This window comes from Bacteroides sp. 90-K9/2 (assembly GCF_047310725.1).
Taxonomy (GTDB): domain Bacteria; phylum Bacteroidota; class Bacteroidia; order Bacteroidales; family Bacteroidaceae; genus Bacteroides; species Bacteroides vicugnae.
Genome location: NZ_JBCGVL010000002.1, coordinates 153,176 through 166,856, shown reverse-complemented (window position 1 = coordinate 166,856; position 13,681 = coordinate 153,176). Strand labels below are relative to the sequence as shown.

General features: G+C 41.9%; 10 protein-coding genes. 8 read left to right on the top strand and 2 right to left on the bottom strand.

The features are described 5' to 3' along the window. The first annotated feature begins 49 nt into the window (after window positions 1-49). The 8 genes from AAHJ11_RS08245 to cysK all read left to right on the top strand — a co-directional run bounded on the left by AAHJ11_RS08245 (window position 50) and on the right by cysK (window position 9,939). The gene (locus AAHJ11_RS08245) at window positions 50-2,563 is read left to right on the top strand and encodes a glycoside hydrolase family 31 protein (RefSeq protein ID WP_320974735.1); all 2,514 of its coding nucleotides are present in this window, start codon (window positions 50-52) and stop codon (window positions 2,561-2,563) included. Between the two features lie 136 nt (window positions 2,564-2,699). Further along, window positions 2,700-4,022: an ATP-binding protein gene (locus tag AAHJ11_RS08240; RefSeq protein WP_148367761.1), complete on the top strand. Its 1,323-nt coding sequence runs from the start codon at window positions 2,700-2,702 to the stop codon at window positions 4,020-4,022. A 902-nt stretch (window positions 4,023-4,924) separates the two neighbouring features. Then, window positions 4,925-5,500: a restriction endonuclease subunit S gene (locus AAHJ11_RS08235; protein ID WP_148367760.1), complete on the top strand. Its 576-nt coding sequence runs from the start codon at window positions 4,925-4,927 to the stop codon at window positions 5,498-5,500. An 8-nt stretch (window positions 5,501-5,508) separates the two neighbouring features. Continuing rightward, window positions 5,509-6,981 (top strand): N-6 DNA methylase, encoded by a 1,473-nt coding sequence (locus AAHJ11_RS08230; protein ID WP_234131813.1) that lies wholly within the window; start codon window positions 5,509-5,511, stop codon window positions 6,979-6,981. Window positions 6,982-6,988: 7 nt separating this feature from the next. After that, a complete protein-coding gene (locus tag AAHJ11_RS08225) occupies window positions 6,989-7,498 on the top strand; it encodes a hypothetical protein (protein ID WP_234131814.1) in 510 nt (169 codons plus the stop codon). A gap of 199 nt (window positions 7,499-7,697) precedes the next feature. Further along, window positions 7,698-8,498: an alpha/beta hydrolase gene (locus AAHJ11_RS08220; RefSeq protein ID WP_167511914.1), complete on the top strand. Its 801-nt coding sequence runs from the start codon at window positions 7,698-7,700 to the stop codon at window positions 8,496-8,498. Window positions 8,499-8,527: 29 nt separating this feature from the next. After that, window positions 8,528-8,869 carry a cupin domain-containing protein gene (locus AAHJ11_RS08215; protein WP_217720814.1) on the top strand — a complete coding sequence of 114 codons (342 nt, stop codon included), beginning with the start codon at window positions 8,528-8,530 and terminating at the stop codon, window positions 8,867-8,869. Window positions 8,870-8,991: 122 nt separating this feature from the next. Then, window positions 8,992-9,939 carry a cysteine synthase A gene (cysK, locus tag AAHJ11_RS08210; RefSeq protein WP_148367756.1) on the top strand — a complete coding sequence of 316 codons (948 nt, stop codon included), beginning with the start codon at window positions 8,992-8,994 and terminating at the stop codon, window positions 9,937-9,939. Window positions 9,940-10,070: 131 nt separating this feature from the next. Here the strand turns inward: cysK and AAHJ11_RS08205 are convergent, their stop codons facing one another. Together AAHJ11_RS08205 and AAHJ11_RS08200 are read right to left on the bottom strand one after the other, a co-directional pair. Next, window positions 10,071-12,365, bottom strand: a complete 2,295-nt coding sequence (locus AAHJ11_RS08205) for a glycoside hydrolase family 3 N-terminal domain-containing protein (RefSeq protein ID WP_148367755.1) — start codon at window positions 12,363-12,365, stop codon at window positions 10,071-10,073. A 46-nt stretch (window positions 12,366-12,411) separates the two neighbouring features. Then, window positions 12,412-13,674, bottom strand: coding sequence for a hypothetical protein (locus AAHJ11_RS08200; RefSeq protein ID WP_148367754.1), 1,263 nt, complete (start codon window positions 13,672-13,674; stop codon window positions 12,412-12,414). Window positions 13,675-13,681: the final 7 nt, after the last annotated feature.

Genomic DNA, 13,681 nt, shown 5'->3' with positions numbered 1-13,681 from the left:
TACTATATGAGCAATAATGCATGAAGCGGCTGTAGATAGAATAACTGAAATGATAAGTATGAAGATGAGATATAAATTCTGGGTATGGGCGTTGTGTTTGGTATTCCCGACATTGGTGTGGGCGGAAAGTGCAGCGCGCACATGCACTTCTTTTACACAACAAGGCCGTCAGGTGACTTTTCACCTGACGGACAGTGCTGCGTTGCAGCTACAGCTTTGTAGCCCTTCGGTAGTCAAAGTTTGGTTTTCGCCCGATGGACAGCTGCAACGAAAAAATGCCTCTTTCGCGGTAATTAATGAAGAGTTGGAAAATGTAGGGACCGTCCATGTGGACGAACAGGCAGCCTGTTACGAGATCTTTACTCCGAAATTGCGTATTCGGGTAAATAAGTCTCCGTTGAGTCTTCAGATATTTGATAAGTATCAGAAACTCCTGTTTAGTGATTATGCTGACAAGGGGCATGTGAGTGAAGGAACAAAGAAGATGGAATATAAAGTGCTTCGTCGTGACGAGCATTTCTTCGGACTGGGAGAAAAGACAGGAAAGATGGACCGTCGTGGCGAATCTTATAAGATGTGGAACAGTGACAAGCCCTGTTACAGTATAGTGGAAGATCCGCTCTACAAGAGTATTCCTTTCTTTATGAGCAGCTATCGGTATGGTATTTTTCTTGATAATACGTACAAAACGGAATTTAAGTTCGGTACGGAAAGTCGTGACTATTACAGCTTTGAAGCTCCGAACGGTGAAATGATCTACTATTTTATCTTCGGCAAGGACTATAAGGAGATTATCAGCCAATACGTCGGACTGACGGGTAAACCGATCATGCCTCCGAAATGGGCGCTGGGCTTTGCTCAATGCCGTGGTCTGCTGACAAGCGAAAAGCTAAGCCGCGAAATAGCCGAGGGTTACCGGAAACGTGGAATCCCCTGTGATATTATCTATCAGGACATCGGCTGGACGGAATACTTGCAGGATTTCGAGTGGCGCAAGGGAAACTATGAGAACCCGAAGAAGATGCTTTCGGATTTGAAAGGGATGGGTTTTAAGGTAGTTGTATCTCAAGATCCGGTAATTGCACAAGCCAACAAAAAGCAATGGGAAGAAGCAGATCGTTTGGGTTATTTTGTAAAGGACAGTACGAACGGCAAAAGCTACGATATGCCCTGGCCTTGGGGTGGCAACTGTGGAGTAGTGGATTTTACCCTGCCTGCCGTAGCCGACTGGTGGGGAACCTATCAGCAGAAACCGATTGACGATGGTATCTCCGGCTTCTGGACGGACATGGGCGAACCTGCCTGGAGTAACGAAGAGCAGACGGAACGTCTCGTCATGAAACACCATCTGGGTATGCACGATGAAATCCATAATGTCTATGGATTGACTTGGGATAAAGTGGTGAAAGAACAATTTGAAAAGAGGAATCCGGACCGTCGTGTGTTCCAAATGACTCGTGCTGCTTATGCAGGGCTGCAACGTTATACGTTCGGCTGGACGGGTGATAGCGGAAACGGAGACGATGTACTGCAAGGTTGGGGACAGTTAGCCAATCAGATTCCTGTAATGCTTTCCGCCGGATTAGGATTGATACCGTTTTCTTCCTGTGATATTACCGGTTACTGTGGAGATATTGAGGATTATCCGGCTATGGCGGAACTCTATACCCGTTGGATACAGTTCGGGGCATTCAATCCTTTGAGCCGTATTCACCATGAGGGAGATAATCCGGTGGAACCGTGGCTTTTCGGTCCCGAAGCAGAAAAGAACGCAAAGGCAGCTATCGAGTTGAAATATCGTTTATTGCCCTATATCTATACTTATGCCCGTGAGGCTTATGATACAGGATTGCCTATCATGCGCCCTCTGTTTCTCGAATATCCAATGGATATGGAAACTTTTTCTACGGATGCTCAATTTATGTTCGGTCGTGAATTACTGGTAGCCCCTGTGGTGAAGAAAGGTGCCCGCACAAAGAACGTGTATCTTCCCGAAGGTACATGGATAGACTACAACAACAAGCAGACAGTCTACACCGGAGAGCAGTGGACTACGGTTGATGCTCCCTTGTCTTCTGTTCCTATGTTTGTGAAGCAAGGTTCTATCATCCCCACCATGCCGGTGATGAACTACACTTATGAGAAACCGGTATATCCACTTACTTTTGAAGTCTTTCCCGCACAGGAAGGTGCACAGGCTATTTTTACTCTCTACGAGGATGAAGGGGAAGACTTAGGATATCAGCGTGATGAATTTGTCAAAACGCCGATTGTTTGTAATACTTTGGCGAATGGATATGAATTGACTGTCTCTGCCCGTGAAGGAAAAGGTTACACTGTCCCTGGTCCGAGAAATCTATTATTCCGTATTTATTCTGTGAAAGCTCCGAAAGAGGTAACTGTTAAAGGAAAGAAGATAAAAAAGGTAAAACCGGAACGCTTGGAAGAAAATTTGGAGAATGATACGGAATCTGTATTATGGAATTGGGATAAAGAAACCGGTGTATGTAGTGTGCGAATACCTGATAAGGGGGGTGATGAACAGATTATGATTGCTTTTTAACTAAGCAGTGAGCTGTTGGTAAGCTAATATTCAGAACTTTTCTTTCGTTTTATGTGGATAATGTGTATATTCGCACGAAACTCATATCAGAAATGTGTAAATTATCACATTTCTGATATCAAAAATGTGATTCATTATGTTCGAAAGAGATATTCTCAGGCAATTGGCAGCATGGAAAATGGACGTGAACAGGAAACCGCTCGTTATTCACGGGGCTCGTCAAGTAGGAAAGACATGGGCTTTGAAATATTTCGGGAAGGAATATTTCGAGGATGTCGCCTATTTTAGTTTGGATAAGGATGAAAGCGGGCTTTGCGATATCTTTAAAACGACCAAAGACCCTAGGCGGATTATTCAGCAATTGTCTTTCTTGCATGGAAAGAAAATCAATCCTCAAACGACTTTACTCATATTGGATGAGATTCAGGAATGTAATGAAGCACTGAACGCACTGAAATATTTTTGTGAGGAAGCTCCCGAATATGCGGTAGCTTGTGCAGGTTCTTTATTAGGTATTTATTTGAATCATATTGGCAATTCCTTTCCGGTGGGAAAGGTGAATCATCTGTCCATGTATCCGCTTACTTTTACGGAATTTCTGAAGACAAAAGATTTGAATATGTATGAGTATATGCGTTCTATTAAGGAAATAGTTCCTCTTCCTCAAATATTTTTCGATAAGTTGCGTGAATCATTTGTTGCCTATTCCATTTGTGGTGGTATGCCCGAACCTGCTACTCTGATGATTGACTTCAATGATATGGAAAAGGTGGATTCGGCACTTCGGGATATCTTGAATGACTATGCACTGGATTTTGTAAAACATACTACATCGGCATTGGCTCCCCGCATTAATTATGTATGGAATTCCCTGCCTTCACAATTGGCGAAGGAGAACCGTAAGTTTGTTTATCAGTTGGTACGTCCCGGCGCCCGTGCTCGTGAGTATGAAGATGCTATTTTGTGGTTGGAGCAGGCGGGACTTATCAACAAAGTTGTATTGAGCAAATCACCCAAATTACCATTGAAAGCATATGATGATTTGAGTACATTTAAACTTTACGCATTAGATGTAGGACTGTTAAGGCAGTTGTCGGAGCTGGATGCAAGTGTTTTGCTTCTGTCTACTCCCGGGTATATGGAATATAAGGGAGCTTTGGCAGAGAATTATGTGTTGCAGAGTCTTACAGCGCAGTTCCAGGCATCTTTTCGGTATTGGACTTCCGGCAATAAGGCTGAAGTGGATTTTCTGCTTCAATACGATAATCATATTTATCCGATAGAAGTGAAAGCTGACCAGAGTATAACAGGTAAAAGTCTGGTTCAGTATGAGAAGCTTTTCCAGCCTGCTTGCCGGATCCGGTATTCAATGCTGAATTTGAAACAAGATGGTAATTTGATTAATATCCCTCTGTTTTTGGCGGATAAGACAAAAGAGCTATTGAAGGATAAAAGTTGAAAGAGCCTTTTGAAGAAATCAGTAGCCTTCTTAAAAAATGATGATTCTTAAAAAAGGAATATTTAATCATTGGAGAAGTACGTGAATTGCAGTTTGGTAAAGAAAAGCCGGAAAATGTCCAGCATTTGTAATTACACGATTTTTTATTTCTGCTGTTTCGAAAATATACCAATCGAGCTGCGGTAGATTTTTGATTATTTTTGTTATTTGGCGAGTAGATGCCCGAATAACTAATCATTTTATTGTTTTTTCCTTTCCGATATATTATGTTAAACTAGAGAAAAAATGCTTCTTAATAGTCCATTTTTATCTTCTTCACCGAGGAGCGATAGCTTCCTCGGTGAAGAACAAGTCGATGCACACCGAGGAACACTTCATTGGTTTTAAAGCAATGAACGGTTTCTAAATAGAGAAAGATGCATATTCTGTTTGCCTTTATGCAATATTAGGCATCTTTCTGTATACTCATGCATTTATTTATGCAGTTTATTTTCTGGTTCATTATTTTCTAATTAGCTATTTCCCTACAGAATATTAAAAATAGAACATTGAAAGTATATATTATCAAGTGTATAATTATTTAAAAGACACTTATTGATGGAGGGGCGTTCGGTACTGAATGTTCGGCTATAGACAGCGGGTGCTTATATGTGAGTATGGATGAGATGCAACTATATCTTTCCGGTTAATATTTACTTATTCTTACTTAGTAGGGTCCCTACTTTATTTTGTTTTTAATTAGAAGAAGTTATAAAAGTAATTTTCATTTTTTGTGTTTTTATTTTCCTCATATTGCATTGATATATCAAAAAGAGTGATATATTTGCAGTGTAATTGAATTGATAACTGAAATTTATTCTTTAACTTTTTAGAATAGTGTGTTTAAGTAGGGACTGTATTGTATGGATAGAAAATCAAAGGATATAAAGAGAATAAGTGATATTGCCATTATGCAATCTGGCATATATATGAAAAGTGATCCGGCAGGTAATATAAAGTATTTGCAGGTTAAGGATATTAATCCGGGGAGTAAACCTGATTACAGTCGGATCACTACAGTGGAGGATAGAGGGATTGGTGATCAATACTGGTTACGGAAAAATGATTTATTATTTGCGGCTAAAGGAGCCTCTAATTATTGTTTTTTGTATGATGGGTTAGTGGAAAAGATGGTAGCTTCTTCGTCATTCATTATTATACGTATTATATCAAAAGATATACTACCAGAATTTCTTTGCTGTTTTCTCAATACCCCATCTGTTCTTAATAAATTGAAAAACTCATCGGTAGGTACAGGAATTCAGGTAATTCCCCAATCGGTACTAAGTGATCTTCAGATCGGCATACCTTCTATGCAGACACAACAGCTTATTGTACAGATGGATCAATTGAGAAGAGAGGGGGAAAGTATTTACAGTGAAATCAATGAACTAAAACGGAGTTTGCAGGAACAGTTGTTGATGGATTCTTTAAAATGAAACATGTTATGATAGAAATTGCATATTATATAGCGAGTAAGGCGAAACAAATTTTAGGTGGAACGCTTTCTGTCAATCAGTATAAGGATTATGTACTGGCTCTGCTATTTCTGAAATCTGCAAATGAGTACTACAAATCAAACGATTCTTTTCAATCGGATGAGAATAAACCTCTCCTCCGGTTGTTGGTGTCTGAACGTAGTTCTTTTGACTATCTTTACAAACAACTTGGCTCGGCGGAGCTTGGTAAGTTGATCAATGTTGCTCTTTATGAATTAGAGCAAGCAAACAGCCGTGTAATTGAAGGTTATGAAATTAATAGAGCCATCAACTTCGAAAGTAATATATTGGGAGATACGAATGAGAGATTGGGTAAATTGCATGAACTTCTTCGTCTGTTTCAGAAACTGACATTAACAGATGATGCCGGTAAGTTAATGGATATCGGTGCTTTATATAATCAGTTATTGTACATTTTTGCCGAAGAGGCGGGTAAGAAGATAAGTAATGTCCTTACTCCTAAAGAGGTTATTGGTTTGGTGGCGGAATTGATAGGTAATAATAAAGATAATAATAGTTTGTGTGATCCGGTATCCGGCAGTGGTACTCTACTAGTTGAAGTTGGTAAAAGGGTTGGAATCAGAGGAGTTGGTATTTTCGGGCAAGAGGCAAACTGGAATCAATATGCATTGACAAAAATGAATCTGATGTTGAATGGATTCAAAGATTCCACTTTTTTTTGGGGAGATAGCCTTAGTAATCCTAAACTGACGGATGGCGACCGGTTAAAGCAGTTTGATATTGTTGTTTCTATACCACCATTTGCAGATAAATGGGCAATAGAGGAAGCTGAGTTTGATCGTTATGAACGCTTTCAATATGGTATTCCTCCTAGAAGTCAGGCTACATGGGCATATATTAGTCATATTCTGGCAAGTTTGAAACCTAATGGGCGGGCTGTTGTCGTGGTTCCGGCGGGGGTTTTGTTTCGTACCAGTGAAAGTAAGATACGGCATCAGATTATTGAGCATAATTTGCTTGAAACGGTTATTGAGTTACCGCAAAATCTGTTTTACGGTACGGCTATTTCTACGGCTATTCTTGTTTTCAGAAAAAACAGGGAGATGACGCAGACTTTGTTTATGGATGCGCGTAAAGGATATATTTCGAATAAAGGTATTTATAAACTTTCGGATGCAATGGTCGAACAGCTTTTAAACACTTACAAGGGTTTTCTTAGTGGTGAACAGGTTTGGCAGGAAAATAGTTGCCCGGCTTATATTGCTACGCAGGAGGAGGTTCGAAACAATAAGTATGATTGGCAGACTGTCAAATATGTGGAGGAGAAGATTGAAAGAGTGGAAGTTGATGTAGAAGCAACTCTGCAAAGAATTGAAAAATTAGAGAAGAGACTGGAGTTTGTCAATGAACAGTTAGAGTATTGTACACAGCAATTAATCAGGCTAACAAATAGAAAATAGATATACCATGGGAACTATAAATTCTATAATATGTGCTATTATCAGTGCACTATTTACAGTCTTTTTGGCACACATGTCAAGAAGAAAAACCAGAGTGACGATTTACTGTATGGAAAATACGTTATTGACACAAAGACCGAATGTTCCGGGCCTTGCAGTTTTTGTGAAGTATGAAGATACGACGCCCATTGAAAATCTTTGGAGAATATGTTATATGCTAAAAAATACAGGAAATCAGAATATTGTGGGTGAGGGAGCCCAGTCATCTTTGGTGACTAAAGGGCATGGACTTCCTTTGTATACGAGAAATATAAAACAGATTATTCAAATATCCGCAACAGATAATAGTATAGCCGAGTTGAAAGATAACGCCCTATATTTTAAACAATGGTTGCCGGATGAATATATCACTATTGAAGCTTTGGTGGAAAGCGCAGGTGAGAAGCCTGAATTGTACATTGATAAGCGTGATATTATTAATGCTAAAGTTATTGTTAAAAACAATATCAATAAGTGATTTTTCATTTCGAAGTGGTAAATTGAATAGCGTTTGTCCAAGTTGGAACTTTACCCAATCAATAGTATGAGCTCTTTTTTTAGTCTTTTTTACTTATGTTCTTGGAATAAGGTCTTATCTTTGTTCCTGTCTGAAAAAAGAATGAACTGTTTAGGTTGATAGTTAATGTAATACTGAATCATTGAAAATAAATAAAGTCATGAAAAAGATTTGCCTTCTTCTCTTTTTGCTTTGTACTTGCATTGCTCAAGCACAAACTGTTTATCGCACCGACAAGGATATATCTTATGTTTCTGGTTCCGAAATGGATGCCTATCGACTGGAACGTTGCAAACTGGATATTTATTATCCCGAAAATAAGAAGGGTTTTTCAACTATCGTCTGGTTTCACGGCGGTGGTATGGAAGGTGGAAATAAATTTATCCCCAAAGAACTGACAGAACAAGGGTTTGCAGTAGTGGCGGTAAATTATCGTTTGAGTCCGAAAGCGAAAAATCCGGCTTATATTGAGGATGCGGCTGAAGCTGTGGCATGGGTTTTCAAGAACATCGAGAAGTATGGTGGCCGTAAGGGCCGAATTTTTGTTTCCGGTCATTCTGCGGGAGGTTATCTTTCGTTGATTCTGGCAATGGATAAAAAGTATATGGCAGCATACGGAGCAGATGCTGATAGCGTAGCTGCTTATCTTCCGGTCAGTGGCCAGACGGTGACACATTTCACTATTCGCAAGGAGCGTGGTTTGCCCAACGGTATTCCGGTGGTTGATGAATATGCTCCGGTAAATAAGGCCCGCAAGGAAACAGCCCCTCTTGTACTGATAACGGGTGACAAGCATCTGGAGATGGCGGCAAGATATGAAGAAAATGCACTGTTGGAAGCTGTCCTGAAAAGTATAGGTAATAAAAAAGTGACGTTGTATGAAATGCAGGGATTCGATCATGGTCAGGTGCTCGGTCCGGCTTGCTATCTGATTGTAGATTATGTGAAGAGGTTTAAATAATATAGTTATAAATAATAATAGATTGGAAGATGAAAACACGTAGTGATGCTTTTCAGTTTGAGAAAGAATTGGATTGGGATAAACCGGCTCCGGGAATCCGCCGCCAGATAATGGGGTATGACGGGCAACTGATGATGGTGAAAGTGGAATTTGAGAAAGGTGCCGTCGGTTCTATGCATCAACATTATCATAGCCAGGCTACTTATGTCGCAAGCGGCAAGTTTGAATTGAGCATTGGCGACCGGAAAGAAATTCTCTCTACGGGCGACGGTTATTATGTAGAACCTGATCAGCCTCATGGATGCGTTTGTCTGGAAGCAGGTGTATTGATTGATACATTTAGTCCTATGAGGGCTGACTTTCTATTGTAGTATCTGGTAGAAAGTCAGATATGTATGGTATGAATTTACCATATATGTGGTATTTACCTTGAACAGAATCTCCACTATCTTTGTACTATATTAAAAACAAAAGAAATTAAAAACAGATATATATGGAAAAGATAGCAAGAAAATTGACGGATTTGGTAGGTAATACTCCGTTGTTGGAACTTAGCAATTATAACAGGAGTAATGATTTGAAAGCTCGTCTGATTGTAAAGATTGAATCTTTTAATCCTGCGGGAAGTGTTAAGGACCGTATTGCATTGGCTATGATTGAGGATGCTGAAACGAAAGGTGTCTTACAACCCGGAGCAACGATCATTGAACCGACCAGCGGAAATACTGGTGTAGGATTGGCTTTTGTTTCGGCAGCGAAAGGCTATAAACTGATTCTGACGATGCCTGATACAATGAGTATTGAGCGACGTAATCTTTTGAAAGCCTTGGGAGCGGAATTAGTGCTGACTCCTGGTGCGGATGGCATGAAAGGGGCAATTGCCAAAGCGGAAGAATTAAAAGCTGTAACTCCGGGAGCTGTCATCCTACAACAGTTCGAGAATCCTGCTAACCCTGCTATGCATTTACGAACTACCGGTTTGGAAATATGGAGAGATACCGAGGGGAAAGTCGATATCTTTGTAGCAGGTGTAGGTACTGGCGGGACAGTTAGCGGTGTAGGTGAAGCGTTGAAGATGCGTGATCCGAGTATAAAGATAGTGGCAGTGGAACCATCTGATTCTCCGGTACTGTCGGGAGGAAAACCTGGTCCTCATAAGATTCAGGGGATCGGTGCAGGATTTATTCCTAAAACGTACAAAGCCTCTGTCGTAGATGAAATTATTCAGGTGCAGAATGACGATGCTATTCGTACGAGTCGTGAACTGGCCAAGCAAGAAGGGTTGTTGGTCGGCATATCTTCGGGGGCAGCTGTATATGCTGCTACGGAACTGGCGAAGCGACCGGAAAATGCGGGAAAGATGATCGTTGCGTTATTGCCTGATACAGGTGAACGTTATCTGTCTACCATTTTGTATGCTTTTGAGGAATATCCTTTGTGATAATACTGCTTTCTTTCAGATAAAAATAACTGCTCTTTTTGATTCAAACGATTGTCTTTTGTTGTAGACATACAATCATTTGAATCAAAAGGAGCAGTTTGCACTAATAATGTACACTTACTTATAAATGCTTATTTATAAGTAATCGTCAATACTTGATTTCCGCATTGCATACGAAAATCTCCCTGTTCCAGCACCCATTGTCCATCAGCATTGACAAAAGCTAGGTCGCTGTCTTTGATGGATAGAGTGACGGTTTGAGTTTCGCCCGGTTGCAGTTCTACCTTTTTGAAGGCTCGTAACCTGCGGTTTTCAGGAGTAAGCGAGGCCACAAGATCACTGCTGAACAGCATGACGACTTCTTTTCCGGCATATTTACCGGTATTGGTTACGTCTATGGAAAAGTGCAACTTATCTCCTGTGCTAAACGAGGACTTGTCCGTTTGGAAGTTGCTGTATTCAAAGGTAGTGTAGCTCAATCCATATCCGAAAGGCCATTGAACGGAGACTACCGCATTGTAGTCGTAAGCTCCTTCCATCTTGTCCATTTCCTCGCTCACCCGATAATCGTAGGTGGTCAGTGCTGCTTCGTGTCGCGGATATGTGTAAGGCATCTTGGCACTGGGGTTCACGTCTCCTGCCAGAATGTTTGCCAATGCGTCGCCACCGTAGTTTCCGGGTAATAGAACGTTAATAACAGCATCAACCAATGGTTCCAAGTCGTTGATAATACGGGGACGGCCTTCGTTGAGTATCAGGATAATCGGTTTTTCCGTAACGGCAAGTGCCTTTACCAATTTGCTTTGGTTGGCAGAGATAGCAAGTTCGGAAAGGTTACCGGGTGTTTCGCAATACGAATTTTCGCCGATACAGGCGATAATAATATCCACATTGCGGGCTGCTGCGACAGCTTTCTCGATTTCCGGTTCATTTTCTTCCATGTAAGCACCTTCGGGTTTGTAGGTTACTCCCTGTTCCAGACGGACATGATCGGTTCCGAATTTGTTGCAGATTGCTTCATAAATGGTGTTATACTTGTCGGCAAATCTGTCGGTCAGATGTCCTTGCCATGAATAGCTCCAACCGCCGTTCAAGCAACGCATGGAGTTAGCGTTCGGACCGGTTACCAGTATCTTTTTTCCTTGAGGAAGCGGAAGGATGTTATCCTTATTCTTTAGCAATACTTCCGATTCTTCGGCTGCATGAAGTGCGATAAGTGCATGCTCCTTGCTACCGAAGAGAGGATAGTCTTTCAGCAAGGTATTCGGATGGTCGAACAGACCCAGGCGGAACTTTAATCTAAGTACGCGGCGGACGGCATCGTCAATGCGGCTCATGGGTACTTTCTTTTCTTGCACCAACTCTTTTAGTAATGTACAATAATTGAGATCATACGGTTCCATAGCCATGTCTATGCCTGCATTAATTGCCATTTCGATGGCTTCTTTCTTATCCGCTGCCACATGTTCGCGGGTATAAAGATTGTTGATGTCCGCCCAGTCGGTGATCAACATTCCGTCCCATCCCAAGTCCTCTTTCAGCCATTTTGTAAGGAGTTCGTGGTCGGCATGCACAGGCTTCCCGTTGATGGAACCGCTGTTGACCATTATAGTCAGTGCGCCTGCTTCTACACAGGCCTTGAACGGAGCAAAGCATTTCTCACGCAGTTCGGAAACGGATATATAAGCCGGTGTGCGGTCTTTGCCGGTACGTGGTATGCTGTATCCCATGTAATGTTTTACGGATGTAGCAATCCGATCAGCGGGAATATGGTTAGGATCGTCTCCCTGAAAGCCTCGAACAGCATTACTGCCCATAATGGCATTGACTAAACAGTCTTCTCCATAGTTTTCCCACACACGTGGCCAACGGGGATCGCGCGCCATATCGACAGTGGGGGAGTATGTCCAGGGACAATTGCTTGCTCTTGTCTCATAAGCCGTTACACGTGCCGCTTCGTAGGCCAATTCTGGATTGAACGCAGCACCCATATTGATGTTCTGGGGAAAGAGGGTGCCTCCTAATGTATAGGTAGTACCATGATTTTGATCCAATCCGTAGATGCATGGAATGCCAATCTCTTTCATCGACAGTTCTTGTATCCGACTGATAATTTCGTTCCATTTTTCCGGGCTTTGTGCCACAGGGCCGGGAGCGTTAAGAAACGAACCTACCTTATATTCGGCAATCGCTTTGTGGAGTTTTGTCTCGTCCAGTTGGAATTCTCCATTCACTATATCTCCCAATACATCAATGGCAAGCTCGGTCATTTGCCCTATCTTGGCGTCAAGGTCCATCTTTGATAGAAGCTCTTCCACTTGTTGCTCTATTTTTGCGTCTTCAGGAATGGCAGTGGGGACTGCCTGTTTGGAACAGGCAGTCATTGCAATGGATGCGGACATTAAGATAATATTTCTTAGTTTCATTATGATTTATTTTTTAAGTAGCGTAGTTTATCCAATCTGTCATTCATTATTTCACGGTTATTAAATCTACATAATAGCCATGTCCCGTACATAAGAATCCGTCTTCAGTTTGAATCTTATTCAGCATGTCTTGTGTCAGTACCAGTATGTATTCACCGTTTTCCGTAAATTCTATCTTATCTGCCAGACCAGCCCACCAACCTGTGGCAAGTTGCATCTGATGATATTCGGCAGTAGGCTCTATGGAGTAGACTACTTTCAGTGTTGATCCGGCTGTGATACCGGCAAACACATCCTTCGGAATCAGACCGAAACTCTTGTTGGGATCACCGTCCGGCTTATCCCACGAAACGTAATGATGTCCCGACCAAAGCGTTATTTCGGTAGATACGGTAACAGTCTGCTCGGTAGTCGTAGTATTATCGTTCAAGAACTGTACAGCCTCTCCGCTACGGGTCTTGCCTGTCATCGTATAGCTTCCATCAGACAAATCCGGACAAGTCAGCGTAATCTCCGTAGAAGATTGGTTGTTGAATTGAGACACTGTCTGCCCGCCGATGGTTAGAGAAGCGATGTTGTCGAGATTGATGCCGGAAATGGTCCAGTCCGTGTTGGCAGTAGCCCGGTTGGCTCCCGAAATGATTAAGGAAGACTTAGTCACTTTTACCATGTCGGCTCCATATTCATTGCCTTCGGAATCTTGCAGAACGATGCGGTAATCGCCTTCGTTTACGTCTGTCGGAACAGTGTATTCCAGATATTCCCCATCTTCCGATTCAACATAAGTGGGATCGGTGACCGTGCTTCCTCCCAAGAGGATGGCTGTTACGTTCTGTAGATTACTGCCATATAGACGGGCAGTCTTACCGGGAGATACAATCCGTTCAAAGGCTACTTCCTTGGATTGGGGGTCATCTGCCAATGGATTGACCAATACCAATCCTTCACGGGAAGTCTTTTTCCCTTTCACGGTTTCTACTTCTATCTTCAAATTATATGTACCGGCTTTCAGACTGCGGTTCATTTCCTTGTCGGAGCCGGTACCCGATTCTACTTCCTGCCCGTCAATAAACCACGTGACTGTGGTGTAATCTTTCGGAGTCACGGTCAGCGAGATGGATAGATTTGCATCCCGGCTGATGTTGGCGAATGTAGCCAATTGACCATTTGTTCTGTCAGGGAACACCGGATCAAGGATATGCGGATCATCATTCTCTGTTACCGTAGCGAACGGTTCTTCGTCGGTGCATGCAGTAAATGTGGAGCCTACAGCGAGTAGGGCAAATAGTGCAATATATATCTTTTTCATAATGGAT